This window comes from Thermococcus kodakarensis KOD1 (genome assembly GCF_000009965.1).
GTDB lineage: Archaea > Methanobacteriota_B > Thermococci > Thermococcales > Thermococcaceae > Thermococcus > Thermococcus kodakarensis.
The window spans coordinates 1436741-1458182 of record NC_006624.1 but is presented as its reverse complement, the minus strand read 5'-3'; the positions used below and the strand labels follow the sequence as shown (position 1 = coordinate 1458182).

The following is a 21442-nucleotide window of genomic DNA, read 5'->3' as shown; positions in this document are numbered from 1 at the left end:
ATGAGAAGGGGTTTTGTGTTCACTCTTGACGCTATTCTTTCCCTTGTACTGGTTTCTCTCGTTTTGGTTAGCGTAGTTGCAGTAACGGAGAACTCTTCTAGTATTTACGCTACTCAGTTGCGTGCCGAAAACAAACAGCTTGCAGAAGGAATCCTCCAAACATTGAGGACTGTTCCCCTAGACCAGCTCGTCTCTCCCTCGCTTATCAATACGTGGATTTCCAATGGAACCCTAAATCTAACGTACGTTGATCCAAAGATGCCTCCCCTCCAGATAGCGGCCACATATTGGGCACTTTCAGTCAAGCATCCTGAGTTTAAAGGATACGCAAGTTTAATACTCGGTGAAATATTGAGGGATCTAGCTGGGGGCTACAAATATCAGCTCATAATCAACAACTACACGGATCCCTTCCTCACGTTTGACAACTCCTATGAGAATGCCAGTGACGTCGGAACGGCTACGATGATGGTCAGTGGTTATCTCTTCAACCAGAGCCCTAGGGGTTATGTTGCGAAGGCTTATCTGACGAAGGTCCTGACAGAGCAGAGAAAGCTCGTCGGAATCCAGAGGGTTCTTGCTGGAGGAGGGTATTGCACCAATCCCCGGCCGGGTGGACATGATTACAATTTTTATACCCTATCCGTTAATTCTTTATCCATTCAGTACCAGACGCCTTCAGGCAAACCAACTCAAGTTTCTTCTGGAAGATTCCGGGTTATGGGAAGGTACAGTGGTGGTACTGTGGACTTAAACGTCGATTTAGGTGGGTGGAGTGTATCATACAAAGGGGGTGTTACTCTATCTAAAGATGGGTATAGTTTAAAGCTATATCTTTCATACTTGAGTAGTGTTGGCAATACGAGGAAATATAAAGTGACTAAGATTTTGTTTGAATACCCCAGTGGGGACCAGCTGGGTATCGTTCTTAACTCGGGAGTCTATGTGGAAATAACTCGGAAATGGAAGCGGAGTTGGTTAGGGGGGCACTGGGTTATCTCGTCTTCTAAGGCATATACCAGAACAGCGAGAATCATAAGGGGTGTTTATGCTGAAATTATACCAGGCTACTCCTGTAGAGATGAGGATTATTACAATAACAATAACATTGATATTAAATTTGATATAGACCTTCCCTCCGATACTAGGCCAAGGTATGGAGTACTCAGCGTGTACACTAGACAAGACGGGAACGTTTTTGATGTAATCAAATTCAACAACAAGACTTGGAAGAACTCCGAAGGTAACCTTACGATACCCCTATCCTCAATATGGCCAGAAACTAATACAGTGTATTTGAAAGTCTCGCGTTATGACGACTCTCGTGAAGTTGGCCTGGGAAGCGGTAGCTGGGTTGATCTGGGTTACGTAACCTCAACGCCGCACGCCGATGACCCTGGGTTAATAAAACTCTACGATGTAACTAGCAAAGGTACTGGTATCTACTATCTTAACTCCATCTTCGTCCCGGGTAATGTAACGGGGATTGAGATGAACCTTACCTTTAGTGGGGTACATGAAGTTAGGGTTTACTACTCCAACGGCACTGTCCTTAATTTAATCTATGAAAACACGAGCATCATAGGAAACAACCTTTATATTAGCAATTCAACCATAATGAGGGGACTGCTAAGGTACACTACCCTGGAAAGCCTCTCCAGAAAGAATTTCAACCTCGTTATCATGCTCGATGCCGAATACGGCCTTGATTCAGTTTTATATGCAGGGCAAGATTATCATCGTGAATGGAACAACAAAAGGATACTCTATGGGTACCCCTACTCGTGGATAAGAATATCATACAATCCCACGGTTACTGGGAGCAGATTTTACATTCCAATTGAGGAGACTCACGACTTGGAATCCTTAGATGACACCGAGATGCACTTCAGCTACTACCTCCCCGGAAAGGCCATCCCCTGGTACGTTGATGTATGGACAGGAATAATCTATACTCCTGGTTTGATTGACACATCTAATAATATAACCCTAAGCGAAGGACCAGATCAAACGGAGTTTCTCAGTTTTCCCCTAGATGTATACCTGATCCGCGTTGCATACACGAAAATCTCAAAGGATATAATGGTTAATGGTTCAATTAATAAGTTTAAAATCGAGAGTACAGACGACTATTATACTTTCAGGCCCGCGGTAAGTCGCGCAATCGTCCACTATTTCCTCAACGGCTACGCCCCCTATGGAAAAGTTTTCACCTACTACGCCCAAGACAATGCCTGTGGGTATAACTTAACATACTGGTACGACCTAACTGGAAACGGTGATGGCACTAGAGACAGCGTCATAGTCGGGAACTGCAAGCCCTCGGATACCCCCCTCAAAAAATCTGTTGAGGATTTGGATCCCTCAAAATATGCCTTGGACGATGCAATTGTGCGCCTCTTCCTGCAGCTGGGGGCGGACGAGAGGCTGTGGAAGGAGCATCTCGGGGACAGTAGATACATTCCGGGTGGAAGTAAGAACCCCATAAGGATCCGGCTGGTTGGGATTGAGGGGAAGGCCATTGGCATCAGGAACGTTCCAACGTCCATTGAGCCCATTACAGTTACCCTGAGGATATGGAGGGGAGGCTGATGCGCAGGGGGTACCTAATAAACATGACCGTGCTGCTCCTCCTGATACCACTCCTTCTCCTTGCCGCAACTTACGAGAGCATTTCCAGCGCCGTCGTTGTGAATCAAGCTGAGAGGGGTCTGATGGAGAGGCAGTATTTCAGCACTGTCACCCTAAGGGACGACCTTCAGAATGCCGTTGATTTGAGCTTCAAGAGGGCATACATCGCCCTCACTGAGTACGTTATCAACCACAGCTTTGTCTCAAATGCATCTGAAGCCCTAGAAGAGCTTATGAAGTATGGAACAATAGGTGGGAATATCAGTCCTACTATGGGGGGTGTCACTCTGGAGTCCTGGTATTCTAATTTTGTTAATTATCTCTCCTCAATGGGGATGAGTATTGAGCCATCTACCCCGGAGGAACTTTTTAATTCTCACATGGAGATGCTTATCGGGCCTGTTGACTCGTTCCACGTTGCTGTTAGAGTGAAGTTAAGGAATATAACAATAACTGATAGCTCAGGTAGAGTACGGTACTCGGGCGATTTTCCCGCCAACGGTTACGTGTACTCGATAGTAAGTGTTGAGGGTTTTGAAGATCCGTTCATTGTTAGAATGCTGAACGGTCTATACACAAGAATAATAGAACCATGTAGAATTCCGTATCCTGGAGAAGAATATGGTTACTATAATGTCAACAAATCTGAGGATATAAACGAACTTGTCCTGAACTGGTGCTATGTAGGACTCTATGACAATGCCTCTGCAGGAGTATACTATCCGACTGTGCTTGAGAGATTTGAAGGAACTGTGAACACGAATCCAAATGGCCACCACAGCTATTATCTTCATCTTGCTGAGACTTTTCAAAATGCCCTTGGGATGAAGCCCACTCCTGTGGGCCTTACAACGTTTATTGTTCCTAACCGAACTATTGATAAAGCGCTTCTAGGTGCTATTCAGAGCATTGGGGGCTCAATCCCAGATAACTATGACAGTGTTGACTACTACTTCCTCAAATGCGTAGTTCCCCCGTATAGCTGTAATGTTACCGGAACGCCTGTTAGTCCTGAACAGCGACGGTTCCAACTCGATAATTATACTAAAAAGGCCCTATTTGATAATGCATCCGGGTGAATGAAATTGGACGTGGGAGATATCCTTTATAGTATTGGGGAGAGAGTAGAGAAAGTTGCTAAAAGAACTGCTGGAGTCATGAAAATGATGCTCAAGCCAATCCCCTCAGCTCGTCCACCCAAGTCGTGGCCAATACAAAAACAGTGGATGACTCCCCATGAGGTCACTAGTTTGCTGCTCCAGTTGATATTCTTAGGATACCTAGTAACCGGCGTGGTTGTAGCTTATCTCGGTTACTTTCTAGCCCTAATAATTCTCAGCGCTTTCTATTTCCTAGTTTTGAGATTTATTCTCGTGCGGTACTCTGATTACATTTTGGATTTTGAGGCTTATCGGGTGTTCTATCTTGTGGTTAGCACCATAGCTTTTGTTTCGTATGTGGGATACGTACTTTTGAGGAGGCTATCTCTGGATGCCTACTGGTACTACGCATACCTTGGCGTTATTGGACTTGTAGTTATCCTTTTCCGTCACTACTTTAAGTCTCGCTACGGCAGGGACTACACCTACGGCGTCGTCGAGGAAGTCAAGAACGACCTGGTTAAGGTCTTTGTCCACGACGACATGGCAGCCAACGTTAAACCCGGCTATTACTGGGTGCCCGCGGTTCCTGATGCCGAGCCTGGGGTTGTTGTTAAGCTACTCGTGGAAGAGCGGGTGTTCAGGAGCTCCAGACCCATTAGGATACTTGAAGTTTACCTTGACACTCAATCCTCCCAAACGGAGACCGAGCCAAAGGACGAAACCGAGTGAAGTATCAGCAGGTATATCGAGTGCTCTGGCTCGATTAGGTTGGTCTTAGCGAAGCCATCCCCCTCTTTTTTGATTCTGAGGGGTTCGACGCCCCTCTTCTGGGGAAATATTATGAGAGTTCCTTTCTCTTCTTTTAACTGATAACCAACGCCAGAACATACTCTCCTCATGAATTTCTTGAATCCGCACCATTTTTGTATCGAAGTATTATAATAAATCGTGTGTCCCATAATACATCAATAAAAAGTAACTTTTGCCCTTAAAAAAGTTTTTGTTGTAACTGCTCAATTGGGCGGGACATTTTTAACCGCTTTAACATATCGGTGTTGGTGGTGGCATGTTAGAAGTGGTGGAGTTTCTCAAGTATCTGATACTTCTCTACGGAGGCTTGTTTGCGATAACGAACCCCGTGGGTGCAGTCCCCGTCTTTTTGAGCGTTACCCACGACCTGTCCTGGAGGGAGCGGAGGGAGATCGCATCTAAGACAGCCATATCGGTAGTTGCAACCCTTGTGGTCTTCGCCCTGCTCGGGCAGTGGATATTCAAGTTCTTCGGGTCGAGCACAGATGCGTTTGCCATAGCAGGTGGGATACTGTTATTCAGGATGGCCCTCGATATGCTCTCCGGAAAGCTGTCATCGGTAAAGATCAGCAACGAAGAAACCGAGGAGTTCAGCGAGGAAGTTGTAACTCTTGAGGAAGTTGCAATAATTCCGCTGGCGATACCACTTATCTCCGGCCCGGGTGCGATAACGACGGTTATGCTCTACATGGCCAAAAGCACGACCAACCTTCAGAGGTTCGCGGTAATTCTGACGATAATCCTGATTGGGATTACCGTCTGGTTCGTTCTCTGCTCCGCCAACAGGATAAAGGCCCGGCTTGGGCGGGTCGGGATCAAGGTGATGACGAGGATGATGGGTCTGATACTGACATCAATGGCAGTTCAGATGATAATCAACGGCATAAAGGGCGCGTTTGGACTTTAGAATGTCAACGTTTATAACTCCCGCCCTCTATCAGTACTGGAGGTACAAACATGAAGGTTACCCTGGAAGTTACGTTTCGGATGGGCGGTGTCGATTTTAGGGGACACCGCTGGGACGGAGATACCCTGGTCTTTGAGTTCGAGCGCCGCGGAGATGCCTACATTCAGGTTCTCAGCGACAGAAAGGTTGAAGTCGAAGTTGAGAAGAGGCCCAAAAAAGTGGTCGTTGAGCTGCACACAAAGGAAGGCACGAAAACCTACGAGGCCTTTGAGCGGGACGGCGTTTACATGGCCGCCGAGCTTTGAGTTATGTAGCCTCTCAAACTTTTTAAGCACGTGAACGTTAGGTTTTCCGGTGGTGCCCATGTTCATGGCAGAGTTCAAGCTCCGCTTTGGAGACAGGAAGTGGTATGTGAGGAGGATCATTGAGGCTGAGAGCCTTGAAGAGGCAGAAGAGAAGGCCAGACGCTACGCCGAGCTGATGAACAAAGGCGAGGTAACCTGGGAGCTCAGCTATGTCATTGAGTCAAAGAGACCCCTTATCGTGGGAGATGATGAGCTGAAAAAGCTTGCTTAACTCCCAGTGATTTCGCCCGCGATGTTTCGTTCCATAATTTTTCTGATTTCTTCAAGATCTCTGGTGTGTCCCAGCGCCCACATGAGCTTTGTCAAAGTCGCTTCCTTTGTCATGTCGCCCGCTGGGATCACGCCGGCTTCAAGGGCCCTTCTCCCAACTTCATAGCGCGTCAGATCAACTCCCCCGTAGAGAGCCTGCGTCGTCATGACAACCGGTTTTTCTCTCGCTGTCTCAGAGACTACCTCCAGGAGATTTCTGCCCCTGTATGGGATACCACCTGCTCCGTAACCCTCGAGGACGATTCCATCTGTGGCCCTGGCGACTGCCCTAAGAACCTCCGGTGAAAGCCCTGGAGTAAGTCTGATATGGACAACGTTAGGGTCAAGCTCTGGATCAAACAATGGTTCACCATTCCCAATTCTGGGCTTATGTCTAACGAGGACTTCGTCACCCTTCACGTAGGCTATGTCTGGGTAATTGATACTCTGAAAGGCGTTGAGGCCGAGGGAGTGAACCTTAGAAACGCGCGTCCCGAGCATTATCTTGTCCATGAAAGCCACGTATATCCCGGGAAATCCTTTCCTTGCAAAGGTGAGTGCCGTTCTAAGGTTTCTGGGTGCGTCGCTGTTTGGCTCGGTTATCGGGAGCATTGAACCGGTCAGAACAACGGGTATCGGCGGATTCCTTATCATGAAGCTAAGGGCGGAAGAAGTGTAGGCGAGTGTGTCTGTTCCGTGTGTTATTACTATACCGTCGTATTCATCAAAAGCCTCAAAAACCGCCCGTCCGATAGTCACCCAATCCTCTGGCTGTATGAGAGTGCTGTCAAGGTTCAGGATGTCCCGGGTTTCTATCTTGGCACCGTCTTCTCGCCTAATGCCCGCCAGCTGAAGGATATCATCTGCACTGAGCGCTGCCTTGTATCCCATCTCCGTCTTTGCACTCGCTATGGTGCCCCCCGTGCCGAGAACCAGAAGTTTCATGTCCCCACCCGCATCTTCTACGTCCTTCCCTTTTTAGTCTTTTTGACAAAAAATATGGGAATGTTGGAAAAAAGTTTGTCAAAATGACATCAGCGTTCGGGGACGAGCAACATAAGGACGAGTGCCAGCAGGTTCATCGCCGCGGAAAAAAGGAAGCTGTATGTCAGGGAATACGTCTTCCACAGGTAGCCAGCTATCACCGAAGCCGGAAGCACGAAGAGACCGAAAACTGTATGGTAGGCACCTATTATAGTACCCTTTTCGTAGTCCTTGGCTAGATCTGCCATGTAAGCCCTCGGAACGGTGTCCTCAATCGCTATGTAGAGGCCGTAGAGGGCGAACGCACCAACCAGAGTTGCCAGGTCTCTGGCGTAGGCAAAGGCTAGGGAAGCCAAGGCTGCAACGGCAAAGCCAGCCGTTATCATCCTCTTCTTCCCGAGCCTGTCAGAGTAGATGCCTATTGGGTATGCCGAGAGCGCGTAGATTGTGTTGAAGAGGGCGTAGAATGCCATTCCTTGAACGACCGTGTAGCCGAGCTCCTCCGCCTTCCAGAGGGTAAAGGCGTAGCTGTACCTTCCGAGAGCTCCAAGGGCAACGACCGCGAGGAAGAGCTGCAGGTTTCTGTCCCTGAGCGTTGAGATTCCGGTTATCTTCTTTTTGACCTCAGCCCCTCTGTCCTTAACGAAGAGCAGAATAACTAAGAGTGAGATCAGCCCCGGAACTGCTGACAGCAGGAAGACGTAGCGGTAGGCCTTTTCAACCGGCAGGCCTTCGAGGAGCTTGAGGATGCCTATGGCGACGAGCGGGCCAGCTACTGCTCCTAGCGTGTCCATCATCCTGTGAAAGCCGAAGGACTTGCCGCTCTTACCTTTCTCGCTTGACTCGGCTATTAGAGCGTCCCTCGGCGCCGTCCTTATTCCCTTACCTATCCTGTCAAGTGCCCTCAGCGTCAGAAAGTCCCACCAAGAGCGGGTGAAAGCCAGGGCCCCCTTGGCGAGGGTTGAGAGTGCGTAGCCGATGAATACGAAAGCCTTCCTTTTCTTAAAGCGGTCGCTTACGTAGCCGAACGCCACCTTGAAGAGGGAGCTCATGCTCTCTATGGCACCCATAATCGAACCGCTGATAAGCTTGCCTTCCCCGAGAACGTCGGTAAGGTAGCTCGGCACTATTGGGCTTATCATCTCGCTGCTCATATCGTTCAGGAAGCTGACTATTCCGAGCAGGAAGACGTTCCAGCTTATTCCAAAGATTTTTCGCTCATTTGTACCCTTTTCTCCGTTTCCCATGGCTCACTCCTCCAAGAGTTCTGAGCATAGCTCACGGACTTTTTCCTTTGCCCGTTTGAGAAGCTCCTCCCCCTCGGGTGTCGTCCTGTAAAGTCGGACGCGCTTTCCGTTTTTGACTCCCCACTGGCTCTCCAGCAGGCCCAACTCCTCCATCCTGTGAAGGAGCGGATAGATCGTGCCAGGGCTCACGCTGTACCCGTGTCTCTTCAGCTCTTCCATCATGAACGAGCCCGTCACCTCTCCTTTGCTCGCGTGGTGGAGTATATGGATGCCCATGAAGCCGAGGAGAACCCTCTTTATCATATCGAACACCGATATCGGATTTCGATAGAAATGTATAAAAGAGTTTCTGTCTAATTACCACTGATGAAGGGCAAGAGGTTCAGAGCACTCCCCGTACTTTTCGCAACCATCGGAGTTCTGATGCTGGTGGCCGAGATACTGATGGTTCTCCACGCTAGATTTTCACTCCCCCAACTTCCAGCTGAGAACGAGGGTAGGTATGTGTCCTTTGGTCTGATGATCGTTATATTCTTCCTCTACCTTCCAGTACCTCTGTCGTTTTTCCTGCTCGCTGGCCTGCTTTATCCCGAGAAGATCAAGCATCTAGGGGCCATCGCTCCCTTTCTAACTGCGGTCGGCGTTCTGAGTCTGACTCTCTCATTGCTAATGGCGTTTCGCATGGATGCAGTAGGCTTTCTGTCCTTTTTGACCTTCGATGTTCTGTCGATATTACTGGCCAGAAAAGAAGAATTCCGTAAAAGTGAGAAGTTCAACCCCTTAGTCTGGACTCTTACTGCTCTCTGCGTTCTCCAGGCGGCTTTGTTTGGAGCGGTTGTTTTGCTTTCTTAACCCTTCTCCAGCACGTGCTTCTCCAGGACGTAGCAGTGGAACGTCCCCTCGAACACTTTTTCTCCTTTTTCGTTGAAGACTTCACCCTTCACCACTTTCTTCCTTTGGGGGGACGTTCCGTCCCCCACACCCCCTCCTGAGTTCTCTAAAATTCTTGTCCTCGCCAGAAGCCTCTCCCCGACTTTCACAGGCTTGAGGAACCTCACTTCTGCTTTTCCGAGAACGACCGTCGGCTCGTTCACGGCCAGCATCGCTGCGTAGTCGGCCAGCCCGAACGTGAAGCCGCCGTGAACGAGTCCGTATTCGTCAACGGCCATCTCCTCAGTAGTTTCCAGAATGACTTCAGCTTCGGGCGGTCCAACTTTCACGGGCTTTCCAAGAAGCCTCTCCGAGGCGAGCTTATGCGTCCTTATCTCCATTCCAACCACCAGGTTTATTAAATCTGGGGAGGTAATAAGTTTGATGGATATGCACCCGCTTGAGGAGGCCATCGAGATTAAAGGCTCCCCTGAGTTCACGAGGAGCGAGTTAGTTGGTATTCTCAGCTTCAGGCTCAGAAGGATGTCGCCCACTGAGGCCAAAAAGGCCATCGAGGAATGGATCGAAGAAGGTCTTCTGGAGGAGAGTGAAGGGAAACTCCTTGTCGTTATTGAAAAGTTGGAAGAAGAGAAAGAGGCTGGTTCCCTGCTCGGTGAGATGGTCTCTTATATTGCCCGCTCCCTTGGATGGGGCGAACTTGAGGTTCTGGAAGGCGTTAAGAAGATGCGCGAACGCTACGGAGACCTCGACGAGGCCATCTTAGCGTACCTGTTCGGCATGGAGAAAGGAGTGGATATGTCGAAGTTCAGGGACAGGCTTCCAGAGTTCTGAGTTCCGTTTAAGCCTTTTAAGTCTCAACTTCCATATATAATCGGGTGAGGTTCTATGCCGAAGGAGGCCCTCATAGTTGTTGATATGCAGCGCGACTTCATGCCCGGGGGGGCGCTCCCAGTACCGGAGGGCGACACCATCATTCCCAAATGCAACGAGTACATCAAAAAGTTCAAGGAGAAGGGTGCTCTCATAGTGGCCACGAGGGACTGGCATCCCCCGAACCACATCAGCTTTAAGGAGAGGGGCGGGCCGTGGCCGCCACACTGCGTTCAGAACACTCCTGGAGCGGAGTTCGTTGTGGACCTGCCAGAGGACGCCATAATAATCTCAAAGGCGACCGAACCTGATAAGGAGGCCTACTCGGGCTTTGAAGGTACGAACCTCGCGGAGATTCTCAGGGAGAACGGCGTTGAGAAGGTTTACATCTGCGGTGTTGCCACTGAGTACTGTGTGAAGGCGACAGCCCTCGACGCGGTCAGGCACGGCTTTGAGACCTACCTCCTGAGCGATGCAGTTAAGGGCATCAACCCCGAGGACGAGAAGAAGGCCCTTGAGGAGATGAAGAGAGCTGGTGTGAAGATTCTGTGAGCTTTTTCCACTCTTTTATGAGGACTAACAATACGTTCAGCACGATTGGGCCGATTATTATGCCCTTAAGCCCCATGGCCCATGTTCCGCCTACCATTCCAATGAAGACCAGGGTCTCGTCCAGTTCTGTGTCTCTGGCGACGAGCATGGGCCTTATGGTGTAATCCGGCATCGGCGAGACCAGAAAGGCGCCATAGACTGAGATGCCGATGGCGTGGAGGTACATCCCGTTGAGGGCGAAGTATATGGCCGCCGCCAGCCATATCATCCAGCCTTCGAAGAGCGGCACGAAGGAGAACGCGAAAGTCAGGAAACCAGCTATGACTGCGGTGTAAACGTCAGAAACGCCAAAGACTATGTATCCAAGTGTCATCAGGATGCCCTTCGCAACGTTCAGGAGGAGCCATGCCCTCACGAGGGCAGAGAGAGTTTTGTGGACGCTGGTGAGTATTTCCTCACCCAATTCCCGGTTTTCTTCCGGCAGAAGTTCTCTGATAGTTCGTGCTATCTGCTCTGAATATGCGAGCCCGTAATAAAAGGCAAGAAAGAACACGGTGAGTTGAATTACGTACAGCGGTATCGAAAACGCCCTGCTTGAGACGTACTCAGCTATTCTTGTTGTTGCTTCAGCCTTGATGTTGAGGATGAAAGTCCTAGCGTCTTCTGGAAGGGGGAGAGTTAGAATCCAGTTAATGACATCCCTTATGCTCCCAGCAAACGATGATGCCAACTTCAGGGACATCATTGCCAGTTCAAACGTTAAGGTTCCTCCGAGAACGAGGAAGGTAAAGCTGATGAAGGCCGCTGACTCACGGTTTCCAACGAATTTTCTCAACCTTCGGTGGATAGGATAGAAAGCGTAGGCTAGAATAAGCCCGAAGAAAAGCGGCTCAAGAAAGGGAAGAATAACCCTCCATGATACGTACAAGATAACTGCAATGACAGCCGCCCAAACTGCAGTTTCAGCCCTCATGTTTTCCCGGAGGATTTATTTAGTCAGGATTATAAAAACCTCCCGGTGGTTGGGATGAAAGAGCTGCTCTCGAAGTTTGAAAAGCTAATTGCTGAAGGCGATAGGATGTTCTCCCGCGGAGACTACAGCGGTGCCTACGAGTCGTATCTAAACGCCCTTTACTCCCTGGCAGCGATTGTGGTGTATCGGAGCACTGGCATGCTGGTTCCACCCGAGCGGCTTCCAGGATTTCTTGGCGGGTTCCCAGAGCTTGAGGATGCGATACGGAGGTACTCGGGGAGTGCTCTTGGCGAAGAAAAGGTAAGGTCTTTAAGGGAAGAGCTCGAGAGGCTTCGGGGAATGATGAGTTTGCCGAGTTCCGAGCGGTGACGAGGACTAACCTCTGACCCACATCACTGTTCCAATTCCCTCGATACAAAACGATGACACTCTCCGTAGGGCTCTCCCTATTTCTCTTCCACCCATCAGCTCTACCAGGACTTCTCCTTCTCGTATAGGGAACTGCAGAGTGACCACTGACCCCTTCTGAGGAAGTGCGGGAGTACCTCTGATCGAAAGCCCTCCAAGGTGGTCTTCACTCCATATGGCATCGACCTCTAAGGTTTGGGAGTACATGAAAACTGTAAATTTGACAGGTTTTTCCGCGGGTGTTATCAGCTCCCCATTCAGAAGCGCTCTCCCGTACGCGATGCAGACTGGAGTAGCTTTTGCGAGGCCATCAACGTACCTTCCCAAAACTTCATAAATCGTGGCGTCTCCCATATTGATACCCCATATTAGTTTTGGATGTGAAAGTATATTGGTATTCGGTGGTTACCATGAGGATAGTCGCTGCTGACACGGGTGGTGCACTTCTTGATGATGCATATAACCCCCTAGGGCTGATAGCGACCGTCGCCGTGCTCGTTGAAAAGCCCTACAGGACGGCTTCGCTGAGCAGGGTCAAGTACGCTGACCCCTTCAACTACGACATGAGCGGCAGGCAGGCCATCAGGGACGAGGCCTATCTGGCCGTTGAACTTGCCAGGGAAGTTAAGCCCGACGTCGTGCACCTTGACTCTACAATTGGGGGAATAGAAGTCAGGAAGCTCGATGAACCAACGATAGAGGCGCTTGGCATAACCGATAGAGGTAAGGAAGTCTGGAAAGACCTCTCCAGAGACCTCCAGCCGCTGGCAAAGAAGCTTTGGGAAGAAACTGGCATTGAGATAATTGCCATAGGAAAGTGGAGCGTTCCCGTCAGGATAGCGGAGATATACTCCGGAATATACACTGCCAAGTGGGCAATAGAATACGCCAGGAAGAACGGAAAGGTCTTAGTCGGGCTGCCTAGGTACATGAGAGTCGATATAAAACCCGGGGAGATATACGGAGAGAGCCTCGACCCGAGAGAGGGCGGACTCTTCGGAAAAATTGAGACCAATACTGACGGAATAAACTGGGAACTCTATCCCAATCCGCTTGTGAGAAGATACATGGTGCTTGAGGTGTGGAAAGAATAGGGGCTTAAGCCCCCTTCTTCAGCTCGCGGGGAAAAATTGGTGGTCTGCAGTGCTTATTTTAGAGGACAAAACTTAAAGGTCTCCCCGAGTTAATGTTCCTAGGTGAGGGAGTGTGCCTACCGTAACGGTTAAGATAACCGTTCCTGCTGACGTTGATCCCGAGGAAATTAGGAGACTCGTTGAGCTCGAGGTCGTCAAACTCCAGCTCATGAGAAAAAATCTAGAGAGAAAGACCTCTGAGGATTTCAGAAAATTGAGGGGTATCCTGGGTAAGGCCGAAATGGAAGAACTCAAAGCCTACGAGCTGGAGGCTGAGTTCGGTGATCTATATTGACACCAACGTGCTCTATTCGTACCTCTTTGAGACGCCCATAAGCGAGAACGCTGAGAGAATTCTTGAACTGCCTGAGAAGGTAACGTCCAAAGTCGCAATAAACGAGGCTGTGTACGTTGTCTTCAGAAGACTGGCCCGCGATAAGGGGATAACGAACGTTTATGAAGCAAAGAAGTTCGCGAAGCTAAAAGAAGGGCAGTATCTGCTTGAGCAGGCTTACTCCACGGTTATGGAACTTGTGCAGCTTTCTGGAATAACAGTTGTGGAAGAGGAAGACGATTTTGAGATTTTAAAAGATATCTCCAGGGAGTACGGACTTCTTCCAAACGACGCTATAATCGTTGCAACGTGCGTTAAGCACGGAATAACGAAAATAGCAACCTTTGACAGCGACTTTGACAACGTTCCCTTCTTAAAAATTGTAAGGGGCTAGGCCCCCTTCTTCAGCTCGCTCGGGAACTTGATGGCGTCGAACGGGCACGTCTGGTTGCAGACTCCACAGCCAGTACAGAGGAGCTCGTCTATCCTGACCTTCTTTGTTTCAGGGTCGTAGACGAGCGCTGGACAGCCCGTAAGGAGTATGCAGGCCTTACAGCCGGTACATTTGTCCTCGATGACCACTGGGAGTTCTCCGATCTCGCCGCGCCTTATCACAGGAATGACGCACTCGCGCTTCGCTATTATAACCGCAGGCCCCTCGATCTGCATCGCCTCTTTTATAGCCTCCCTCGTCGCCTTGAGGTCGTAGGGGTCAACGGTCTTGACGTACTTGACTCCCAGAGCCTTCACAAGGGCCTCTATGTCTATCTCGTTGAACTTCCTTCCTGTCTCGCTTCCGCCGGTTCCCGGGTGCGGCTGGTGGCCTGTCATAGCAGTGGTTCTGTTGTCGAGTATCATCACGAGAACATTTAGGTTCTTGTAGACGGCATCTATGAGCGGCTGGATTCCGTTGTGGAAGAACGTTGAGTCGCCAATGGTGGCTATGATCTTCTTGTCCATAACAACGCTTTGACCGTTGGCGAGGCTTATGCTAGCACCCATTACGTATTCGGTCCAGATGGCCTCAAGCGGCGGGAGGAGGGATAGGGCGTAGCAGCCTATGTCGCCGTGTATTGGAACCTTGTAGCGGCCGAGCTTGAGGTCTCTGAGGGCATCGAGTACTGCCCTGTATGAGCCGCGGTGAGGACAGCCGGGACACATTACTGGCGGCCTCTTCGGAGCTAAGTTCTCGGCGTAGGCAACCTCTTCGGGCTTTACGTATTCCTCACTTTCTTCGCCGATGACCTTCAGCAGGGCGTTTCTAACGAGCGAAGGCGTAAGCTCGCCCTCAAGCGGAAGATGTCCCGTCCTCTTGCCGTAGATTGGAACGTTCAGGCCAGCCTCGTAGGCGGCTATCTTGACCTCCTCCTCAAGGAACGGGGCGCCGTCCTCAATTACTATAGCCTCTTCAACGGTCTTCAGGAACTCCACAACGAGCTTCTTCGGGAGCGGATGGGGAGTTGAGAGCTTGAGAACCTTGAATTCGGCGTTTATTTTCGGGAGAACCTCCTTCACGTAGTTGTAGGGTGCACCCTCAACGATTATTCCCAGCTTGGCGTCTTCTTTCCCTTCGACCCAGTTGAAGGGCATCTCGTTGAACTCCTCTTCGATCTTCCTCAGCGTCTCGTTGAGCCACTTGTGCCTCTTTCTGTTGCCTTCCATGCTGGCCCTCACGTATCTCTCAATGTCCTTCTTGAAGACGGGTTTCCTGTTAAGCTCGACGAACTCGCCGACCTCGACGTCGGCCGTTGTGTGGTTCACCCTCGTCGTTGTCCTGAAGATTATCGGGACTTTGTATCTCTCGCTCAGCTCGTAAGCGTACTTTATGAGGTCGTGGGCCTCTTGAGGATCAGCCGGCTCAAGAACGGGAAGGAGAGAAATCTTGCCGTAGTACCTGTCGTCCTGCTCGGTCTGGCTCGTATGCGGCCCGGGGTCGTCCGCGACAAGTATTACAAGTCCACCCTCAACGCCGGAGTAGGCGAGGCTCATGAGCGGGTCGGCGGCAACGTTTAGGCCGACGCACTTCATTGTAACGAGGGCCCTTAGCCCAGTATAAGCCACTCCAGCGGCCTCTTCTAAGGCTACCTTCTCGTTCGGCGCCCACTCGGCAAAGACCTCCGGCTTCAGCCTCGCTATTGTCTCGATGACTTCGGTTGAGGGGGTTCCTGGATAACCGGTAGCAAAGACAACACCGCTTTCAAGTGCGCCGTAGGCAATCGCCTCGTTTCCCATGAGGAGCTTTCTCTCTTTTTTAGCCGATACTCCAAGTGAAGCGTTAGAAGGAGCGTTCTTTAGAGCCTCCACGATGACCACCGTAGGCTTTCCGTGAATAAGGTTAAAACTCTATGCTCAGGAAAACACCCAAAAAAGCCGAAAAATATTCGACTTATTAAGGTCTCTTTCCCTGCTTCGGGTCGTAGAAGTACTTGCCCATTGCGTCACCGTAAGACTGCAAGTATTTCCTTCTAACTGTGAATGCGTAAATCGCTGTGACTATAAGTATCATTCCCCCAACGTATAGACCGTATGACTTCAAGGTCACAAACACCGCACCAACGAATATTCCGATGATCCCAAACACGATGGAGAGCATGATCACGAGGAGAATCTTGTACCCATACCTTTCCATGAAAAGCGCGAAGTCCATTCGTGGACACCTGTTATTGTATCTGCGTTGAACCTTATAAAGTATTCTCGCAGGCTTTAAATACCTAGAGCACGAATTCCTTTGTGAGGTCTATGAAAATAAAAGAATTGGTGGAAATCCTTGACGAGGCCATAGCGAGTCTCAAGATCGCCATAGTTGCCAACCAGCAGAGGGCTATGGAGACACCCTACACGAGCCTGGAGTTCACCCAGCGGGCCATTGAGCTTCAGGAGGATCTGGACGACCTCTTAAAGGCCAGGGAATTTCTTCTATCCCTCGATCCCGAGACGGATGCCGAAGAGCACTTCTCAAGGGAGGAGCTGGAGAGGTTCCTCAAACTTCTTGAGCTCCTCAGGAATAGCGAGGCTCACTTCTACTGAGGTGATGGGTATGGACTTCCGTGAGCTTGAAAGAATAGTCGTTGAATTCAGGGACGCTAGAAGCTGGAAAAAGTACCACACACCAAAGAATCTGGCCATCTCCGCTGTGGTTGAGCTGGGAGAGCTTTTCGAGCACTTTCAGTGGCTCAGCGATGAGGAAATCCTCGAAGCTGTAAAGAATCCTCAGAAAAAGGAGGAGGTCGCGGATGAGATAGCGGACGTCATAATTTACCTCGTACTCCTGGCGCATGAGCTTGGAATAGACCTGGATGAGGCCGTTGGCAGGAAAATCAGAAAGAACGAGGCTAAGTACCCTCTCCCAGGAGACTGAGAAAGGCTTTCCTTAAGGATTCTACTTCTTCTCTCCCTAGCCTGTTTTTCTCCCAGCGCTCTTTCATAGTCAAGTTTTCGTCCTCGATATCCAGTACTGCCTTTCTCACTCCGCCTCTCGGCCTGTTGCAGTCTCCCTTCCATCTCGGAATGACGTGGATATGGATGTGGGAAACTGTCTGGCCGGCTGCTTCTCCGAGGTTGATGCCGACGTTGAAGCCGTCGGGATTTAGGGTCTGTTTCAGGGCCTTCATGGAGAGGTCAACGCCCTGCATTAGGGCGATTTTTTCTTTCTCGTCCAGCTCTTCCCACGCTTCGATGTGTCTCCTTGGGACGACGAGCACATGCCCCCTGTTCGCTGGGTATTCATCGAGGATTACCCTTATCAGCTCATCTTCGTACAGCAGGTTTTCCCTTTTTGGACTGCAGAACGGACACTTCATAGAACCACCAAAGACTTAAAACCACCCATCTTAAAAAGTCCCCCGGTGGGAGCATGAGTGAAGAACTTAAAAAACTCGAAATTGCTTACCGAAAGCTTCTCCTCGCGGGCCTGCTGTTGCTTCTGGTAGGGTTTGGGCTCATTATCTTTAAGCCCCTGGGATGGACCGCATCCCTGATACTGGGAGCGGTCATCTTTGCAGTGTCTTTCATCCCGCTGGAGCTTGCGAGGAGAACCGCCAGGAGGATGGCGGTCATCGCTTTTAGGGGAGAATAGAAAAGCTTAATAGATGGCCCGTAGAGTAAGCTAAAGGAGTAAAGGGAATAGAGGTGATGTGAAATGGCGTTTGTACCACCGCAGGCCGGTTACGACCGGGCGATTACGGTATTCAGCCCTGACGGAAGGCTCTTCCAGGTCAACTATGCCAGGGAGGCAGTGAAGAGGGGAGCAACCGCTGTCGGTGTTAAGTGGAAGGACGGTGTTGTCCTCGCCGTTGAGAAGAGGATCACCAGCAAGCTCATCGAACCGAGCAGTTACGAGAAGATATTCCTCATTGACGACCACATAGCGGCCGCTCCGAGCGGCATTATTGCCGATGCCAGGGTTTTGGTTGACAGGGCCAGGCTTGAGGCCCAGATTTACCGCCTCACCTACGGCGAACCCGTCCCGCTCACCGTTCTGGTGAAGAAGATATGCGACCTTAAGCAGGCCCACACCCAGTACGGCGGTGTGAGGCCCTTCGGCGCCGCCCTGCTTATGGCGGGCGTAAACGAGAAGCCCGAGCTTTTTGAGACCGATCCGAGCGGCGCCTACTTCGAGTGGAAAGCAGTTGCCATAGGAAGCGGCAGGAACACCGCCATGGCCATTTTCGAGGAGCACTACAGGGACGACATCGGAAAAGACGATGCCATAAAGCTCGCAATCCTTGCCCTTGCGAAGACCCTCGAAGAGCCAACTGCTGAGGGTATAGAGGTTGCCTACATAACCATGGACGAGAAGCGCTGGAAGAAGCTCCCGAGGGAGGAGCTTGAGAAGTACATCAACGAGATCCTCCAGGAAGTTAAGGAGGAAGAGGTTGAGGAGAAACAGGAAGACTACTCCGAACTCGATCAGAACTACTGAGGTGACGGGCGATGCCGATAAGTGTTGATAAGGCCGTCATCGCCCGTCTGAAGACCCATGGTGAGACTTTCGAGATACTGGTCGATCCTTACCTGGCTAGGGACTTCAAGGAGGGCAAGGACGTTCCGATAGAGGAGATCCTCGCCACTCCCTACGTTTTTAAGGACGCCCACAAGGGTGACAAGGCGAGCGAGCACGAGATGGAGAAGATATTCGGCACCAGCGACCCGTACGAAGTCGCCAAGATAATCCTCCGAAAGGGTGAGGTTCAGCTGACGGCTGAGCAGAGGAGGCAGATGCTCGAGGACAAAAAGCGCTACATAGCCACGGTGATCCACAGGCACGCGGTTGACCCGAGGACTGGTTATCCGCACCCGGTTGACAGAATTCTCAGGGCTATGGAAGAGGCAGGAGTGCACATCGACATATTCAAAGATGCCGAGGCTCAGGTTCCCCAGGTCATCAAGGCTATAAGGCCGATACTCCCGCTAAAGCTTGAGGTCAAGGTCATAGCGGTCAAAATACCTGGAGACTACGTTGGGAGGGCCTATGGAGAGGTCAGGAAGTTCGGCAACATCAAGAGGGAAGAGTGGGGAAGCGACGGCTCCTGGATGTTCGTGATTGAGATACCCGGTGGAGTTGAGGAGGAGTTTTATGAAAAGCTCAACGCCCTTACAAAGGGCGAAGCGATAACTAAACTGTTAGAGAGGAAGGGCCTATGAAGAAGATTTTTGTAAAACCCAGAGAACTCGTTGTCCCTGGGACTTTACTCGCCCAGGGGCCTTTTAAGAACGGAAGAGGGACTTTCAGGGAAGGCAACGCAATCTATTCCACCGTCATCGGCCTCGTTGAGATCAGGGGAAACGTGATAAGGGTCATACCACTCGAAGGCCCCTATATCCCAGAGGTTGGGGACAACGTCCTGGGGAAGATCGTTGACGTCAAGTTCTCCAGCTGGACTGTGGACATCGGAGCACCCTACCAGGCGAGCCTCAGGGTTCAGGATGCCGTTGAAGAGAGGATAGACCTGCTCAAGACCGACCTGAGGAAGATATTCGACATCGGGGACATAATCTACGCCAAAGTTAAGGCTTTCAACGAGGTAAACCAGATTGATCTGACGACCAAGGGGATGCCCTTCAAGGGCGGACCGCTCAGGGGCGGCCAGCTTGTCACAATAACACCGTCCAAAGTCCCCAGGCTCATAGGCAAGGGCGGTTCGATGATCAACATGATAAAGACCCTAACTGGAACGAGGATAATCGTGGGGCAGAATGGATGGGTATGGGTCAGCGGAAAGAACGACGAGCTTGAGCGGCTCGCAATCGAGGCAATACTCAAGGTTGACAGGGAGAGCCACACCCAGGGCCTTACCGACCGCGTTAAGGAGTTCCTCCTTAGCAGGCTCAGGGAGCTTAAGGAGCAGGGAGTAATAGAGGAAATCCCCGAGGTTAACGGAGAAGAGGGTGGAGAAGATGATGGGCAGGCCTGAAGGATTAAAGCTCATCGATGAGAACGGTAAGAGGATTGATGGTAGAAAGAAGTACGAGCTTAGGCCTATCAAGATGGAAGTTGGCGTCCTCAAGAACGCCGACGGTTCGGCGTACGTTGAGTGGGGCAAGAACAAGGTTCTAGCTGCCGTCTACGGCCCGAGGGAGATACACCCCAAGCATCTCCAGAGGCCGGACAGGGCTATACTCAGGGTAAGGTACAACATGGCGCCCTTCAGCGTTGAGGAGAGGAAGAAGCCCGGGCCGGACAGAAGGAGCGTTGAGATAAGCAAGGTCATAAGGGGTGCGCTTGAGCCGGCGTTGCTCCTTCACATGTTCCCGAGGACTGCCATAGACGTCTTCATCGAAATACTCCAGGCGGATGCCGGTACGAGGGTTGCTGGAATAACGGCCGCTTCGCTAGCTCTGGCTGATGCAGGTATTCCAATGAAAGACCTGGTTGCCGCGTGCGCCGCTGGAAAGATAGACGGTGAGATAGTTCTCGACCTCAACAAGGAGGAGGACAACTACGGTGAAGCTGACGTACCGGTTGCCATAATGCCGCTCAAGAACGACATAACTCTCCTCCAGATGGACGGCTACCTGACGAAGGATGAGTTCCTTGAGGCAGTGAGACTTGCTATAAAGGGCGCCAAGGCCGTTTACCAGAAGCAGAGGGAGGCCCTCAAGGAAAAGTACCTCAAAATAGCCCAGGAGGTTGAGGGAAATGAGTGAGATGGAAGTCATGGCCAGCATAATGCGCGATCACATCATCGAACTGCTCCGCGAGGGCAAGAGAATAGACGGCCGCTCCTTTGAGGACTACCGCGACCTTGAGATTAAGGTCAACGTTATCGAGAAGGCCGAGGGCTCCGCCTGGGTCAGGCTGGGTGACACCCAAGTTCTAGTGGGCATTAAGGCTGAACTTGGCGAACCCTTCCCTGACCTGCCCGACAGGGGCGTCATAACGACAAACGTTGAGCTCGTCCCGCTCGCCTCACCGACATTTGAACCCGGCCCGCCAGACGAGAACGCAATCGAACTGGCGCGCGTCGTTGACAGGGGCATCAGGGAGAGTCAGGCTGTTGACCTGGAGAAGCTCGTTATAGTTCCCGGCAAGCTCGTCAGGGTTATATTCATAGACGTCCACGTTCTCGACCACGGCGGCAACCTCCTCGACGCCAGCGGAATCGGTGCAATAGCGGCTCTCCTCAGCACGAAGCTGCCAAAGGTCAACTACAACGAAGAAACTGGCGAGGTTGAGATACTCGACGAGTACGAGCCTCTCCCAGTTAACCACGTCCCAATCCCTGTAACCTTCGCCAAGATCGGTAACTCCATAGTCGTTGACCCGAGCCTCGACGAGGAGCGCGTCATGGACGGCAGGCTTACTATAACGACCGACGAGACGGGACACATCTCAGCGGCCCAGAAGGGCGAGGCAGGAGCATTTAAGATGGAGGAAGTCATGTACGCCCTCGAAGTTGCCCTGAAGAAGGGCAACGAGATTAGGGAGAAGGTTCTGAAGGCCGTCGGAAGGGCCTGATGTCTCTTCTTTTCTGTTTTGGGTGGTC

General features: G+C 51.0%; 31 protein-coding genes. 21 read left to right on the top strand and 10 right to left on the bottom strand.

Annotation, left to right across the window (positions count from 1 at the left end; genetic code table 11):
• From TK_RS08300 to TK_RS08290, 3 genes are read left to right on the top strand one after another with little or no spacing between them, the layout of a single operon-like run.
• Positions 1-2592, top strand: a complete 2592-nt coding sequence (locus TK_RS08300; RefSeq protein ID WP_011250614.1) for a hypothetical protein — start codon at positions 1-3, stop codon at positions 2590-2592.
• Positions 2592-3710: a hypothetical protein gene (locus tag TK_RS08295; protein WP_011250613.1), complete on the top strand. Its 1119-nt coding sequence runs from the start codon at positions 2592-2594 to the stop codon at positions 3708-3710. Before TK_RS08300 ends, TK_RS08295 begins: the two co-directional genes overlap by 1 nt.
• Positions 3711-4463: a DUF2101 family protein gene (locus TK_RS08290; protein WP_011250612.1), complete on the top strand. Its 753-nt coding sequence runs from the start codon at positions 3711-3713 to the stop codon at positions 4461-4463. It abuts the gene before it with no gap.
• On the opposite strand, the gene TK_RS08285 is transcribed toward TK_RS08290, so the two are convergent.
• Positions 4418-4693, bottom strand: a complete 276-nt coding sequence (locus TK_RS08285; protein WP_011250611.1) for a hypothetical protein — start codon at positions 4691-4693, stop codon at positions 4418-4420. The genes TK_RS08290 and TK_RS08285 overlap by 46 nt on opposite strands.
• Before the next feature lie 107 nt (positions 4694-4800).
• Here TK_RS08285 and snatA point away from each other — a divergent pair, with 107 nt between their 5' ends.
• Genes snatA through TK_RS08270 form a run of 3 tightly spaced genes read left to right on the top strand, consistent with a single transcriptional unit; the run spans position 4801 to position 6027 of the window.
• The gene (gene snatA / locus TK_RS08280) at positions 4801-5451 is read left to right on the top strand and encodes a neutral amino acid NAAT transporter SnatA (protein WP_011250610.1); all 651 of its coding nucleotides are present in this window, start codon (positions 4801-4803) and stop codon (positions 5449-5451) included.
• 50 nt (positions 5452-5501) lie between these two features.
• Complete coding sequence (locus tag TK_RS08275; protein ID WP_011250609.1) at positions 5502-5756, top strand: hypothetical protein; 255 nt, start codon at positions 5502-5504, stop codon at positions 5754-5756.
• Between the two features lie 58 nt (positions 5757-5814).
• On the top strand, positions 5815-6027 hold the full coding sequence (locus TK_RS08270) for a hypothetical protein (protein WP_011250608.1): 213 nt from the start codon (positions 5815-5817) through the stop codon (positions 6025-6027).
• Here TK_RS08270 and TK_RS08265 read toward each other — a convergent pair.
• The 3 genes from TK_RS08265 to TK_RS08255 all read right to left on the bottom strand — a co-directional run bounded on the left by TK_RS08265 (position 6024) and on the right by TK_RS08255 (position 8599).
• On the bottom strand, positions 6024-7010 hold the full coding sequence (locus TK_RS08265) for an asparaginase (protein WP_011250607.1): 987 nt from the start codon (positions 7008-7010) through the stop codon (positions 6024-6026). The genes TK_RS08270 and TK_RS08265 overlap by 4 nt on opposite strands.
• An 89-nt stretch (positions 7011-7099) precedes the next feature.
• Positions 7100-8296: an MFS transporter gene (locus tag TK_RS08260; RefSeq protein ID WP_011250606.1), complete on the bottom strand. Its 1197-nt coding sequence runs from the start codon at positions 8294-8296 to the stop codon at positions 7100-7102.
• A gap of 3 nt (positions 8297-8299) precedes the next feature.
• A complete protein-coding gene (locus TK_RS08255; protein ID WP_011250605.1) occupies positions 8300-8599 on the bottom strand; it encodes a PadR family transcriptional regulator in 300 nt (99 codons plus the stop codon).
• 63 nt (positions 8600-8662) lie between these two features.
• On the opposite strand from TK_RS08255, the gene TK_RS08250 reads away from it, so the two are divergent.
• A complete protein-coding gene (locus TK_RS08250) occupies positions 8663-9148 on the top strand; it encodes a hypothetical protein (RefSeq protein WP_011250604.1) in 486 nt (161 codons plus the stop codon).
• On the opposite strand, the gene TK_RS08245 is transcribed toward TK_RS08250, so the two are convergent.
• The gene (locus tag TK_RS08245) at positions 9145-9567 is read right to left on the bottom strand and encodes a PaaI family thioesterase (RefSeq protein WP_011250603.1); all 423 of its coding nucleotides are present in this window, start codon (positions 9565-9567) and stop codon (positions 9145-9147) included. The genes TK_RS08250 and TK_RS08245 overlap by 4 nt on opposite strands.
• 49 nt (positions 9568-9616) lie before the next feature.
• Here TK_RS08245 and TK_RS08240 point away from each other — a divergent pair, with 49 nt between their 5' ends.
• A complete protein-coding gene (locus TK_RS08240) occupies positions 9617-10018 on the top strand; it encodes a DUF2240 family protein (RefSeq protein WP_048053860.1) in 402 nt (133 codons plus the stop codon).
• 54 nt (positions 10019-10072) lie between these two features.
• Positions 10073-10609 carry a nicotinamidase gene (locus TK_RS08235; RefSeq protein WP_011250601.1) on the top strand — a complete coding sequence of 179 codons (537 nt, stop codon included), beginning with the start codon at positions 10073-10075 and terminating at the stop codon, positions 10607-10609.
• On the opposite strand, the gene TK_RS08230 is transcribed toward TK_RS08235, so the two are convergent.
• Positions 10545-11582 carry an AI-2E family transporter gene (locus TK_RS08230; protein WP_011250600.1) on the bottom strand — a complete coding sequence of 346 codons (1038 nt, stop codon included), beginning with the start codon at positions 11580-11582 and terminating at the stop codon, positions 10545-10547. The genes TK_RS08235 and TK_RS08230 overlap by 65 nt on opposite strands.
• 45 nt (positions 11583-11627) lie before the next feature.
• Here TK_RS08230 and TK_RS08225 point away from each other — a divergent pair, with 45 nt between their 5' ends.
• Positions 11628-11951 carry a hypothetical protein gene (locus TK_RS08225; protein ID WP_143598706.1) on the top strand — a complete coding sequence of 108 codons (324 nt, stop codon included), beginning with the start codon at positions 11628-11630 and terminating at the stop codon, positions 11949-11951.
• 6 nt (positions 11952-11957) lie between these two features.
• On the opposite strand, the gene TK_RS08220 is transcribed toward TK_RS08225, so the two are convergent.
• The gene (locus TK_RS08220) at positions 11958-12344 is read right to left on the bottom strand and encodes a hypothetical protein (protein ID WP_011250598.1); all 387 of its coding nucleotides are present in this window, start codon (positions 12342-12344) and stop codon (positions 11958-11960) included.
• Positions 12345-12400: 56 nt separating this feature from the next.
• On the opposite strand from TK_RS08220, the gene TK_RS08215 reads away from it, so the two are divergent.
• The 3 genes from TK_RS08215 to TK_RS11840 all read left to right on the top strand — a co-directional run bounded on the left by TK_RS08215 (position 12401) and on the right by TK_RS11840 (position 13851).
• Positions 12401-13084 carry a DUF4152 family protein gene (locus TK_RS08215; protein WP_011250597.1) on the top strand — a complete coding sequence of 228 codons (684 nt, stop codon included), beginning with the start codon at positions 12401-12403 and terminating at the stop codon, positions 13082-13084.
• A gap of 112 nt (positions 13085-13196) precedes the next feature.
• Complete coding sequence (locus TK_RS08210; protein WP_011250596.1) at positions 13197-13418, top strand: hypothetical protein; 222 nt, start codon at positions 13197-13199, stop codon at positions 13416-13418.
• Positions 13405-13851, top strand: a complete 447-nt coding sequence (locus TK_RS11840; RefSeq protein ID WP_011250595.1) for a PIN domain-containing protein — start codon at positions 13405-13407, stop codon at positions 13849-13851. The genes TK_RS08210 and TK_RS11840 overlap by 14 nt, the downstream gene beginning before the upstream one ends.
• Here the strand turns inward: TK_RS11840 and iorA are convergent.
• Both iorA and TK_RS08195 read right to left on the bottom strand, forming a co-directional pair.
• Positions 13848-15761: an indolepyruvate ferredoxin oxidoreductase subunit alpha gene (gene iorA, locus TK_RS08200; protein WP_011250594.1), complete on the bottom strand. Its 1914-nt coding sequence runs from the start codon at positions 15759-15761 to the stop codon at positions 13848-13850. The two genes, TK_RS11840 and iorA, sit on opposite strands and share 4 nt — an antisense overlap.
• Positions 15762-15846: 85 nt before the next feature.
• A complete protein-coding gene (locus TK_RS08195) occupies positions 15847-16104 on the bottom strand; it encodes a hypothetical protein (protein WP_011250593.1) in 258 nt (85 codons plus the stop codon).
• Positions 16105-16196: 92 nt separating this feature from the next.
• On the opposite strand from TK_RS08195, the gene TK_RS08190 reads away from it, so the two are divergent.
• On the top strand, positions 16197-16484 hold the full coding sequence (locus TK_RS08190; protein WP_011250592.1) for a hypothetical protein: 288 nt from the start codon (positions 16197-16199) through the stop codon (positions 16482-16484).
• A 10-nt stretch (positions 16485-16494) separates the two neighbouring features.
• Positions 16495-16815: a nucleotide pyrophosphohydrolase gene (locus tag TK_RS08185; RefSeq protein WP_011250591.1), complete on the top strand. Its 321-nt coding sequence runs from the start codon at positions 16495-16497 to the stop codon at positions 16813-16815.
• Here the strand turns inward: TK_RS08185 and TK_RS08180 are convergent.
• Positions 16790-17257 carry an HIT family protein gene (locus tag TK_RS08180; protein ID WP_011250590.1) on the bottom strand — a complete coding sequence of 156 codons (468 nt, stop codon included), beginning with the start codon at positions 17255-17257 and terminating at the stop codon, positions 16790-16792. The genes TK_RS08185 and TK_RS08180 overlap by 26 nt on opposite strands.
• 53 nt (positions 17258-17310) lie before the next feature.
• Between TK_RS08180 and TK_RS08175 the strand changes: the two genes are divergently transcribed.
• The 6 genes from TK_RS08175 to rrp42 all read left to right on the top strand — a co-directional run bounded on the left by TK_RS08175 (position 17311) and on the right by rrp42 (position 21414).
• On the top strand, positions 17311-17532 hold the full coding sequence (locus TK_RS08175; RefSeq protein ID WP_011250589.1) for a hypothetical protein: 222 nt from the start codon (positions 17311-17313) through the stop codon (positions 17530-17532).
• Between the two features lie 63 nt (positions 17533-17595).
• Positions 17596-18378 (top strand): archaeal proteasome endopeptidase complex subunit alpha, encoded by a 783-nt coding sequence (psmA, locus tag TK_RS08170; RefSeq protein WP_011250588.1) that lies wholly within the window; start codon positions 17596-17598, stop codon positions 18376-18378.
• An 11-nt stretch (positions 18379-18389) separates the two neighbouring features.
• Positions 18390-19100: a ribosome assembly factor SBDS gene (locus tag TK_RS08165; protein ID WP_011250587.1), complete on the top strand. Its 711-nt coding sequence runs from the start codon at positions 18390-18392 to the stop codon at positions 19098-19100.
• Complete coding sequence (gene rrp4 / locus TK_RS08160; RefSeq protein WP_011250586.1) at positions 19097-19870, top strand: exosome complex RNA-binding protein Rrp4; 774 nt, start codon at positions 19097-19099, stop codon at positions 19868-19870. The genes TK_RS08165 and rrp4 overlap by 4 nt, the downstream gene beginning before the upstream one ends.
• Entirely contained in the window at positions 19854-20603 is a 750-nt protein-coding gene (gene rrp41 / locus TK_RS08155) for an exosome complex exonuclease Rrp41 (RefSeq protein ID WP_011250585.1), read from the top strand. The genes rrp4 and rrp41 overlap by 17 nt, the downstream gene beginning before the upstream one ends.
• Entirely contained in the window at positions 20596-21414 is an 819-nt protein-coding gene (gene rrp42, locus TK_RS08150; protein ID WP_011250584.1) for an exosome complex protein Rrp42, read from the top strand. Before rrp41 ends, rrp42 begins: the two co-directional genes overlap by 8 nt.
• The last annotated feature ends 28 nt before the right edge of the window (positions 21415-21442 follow it).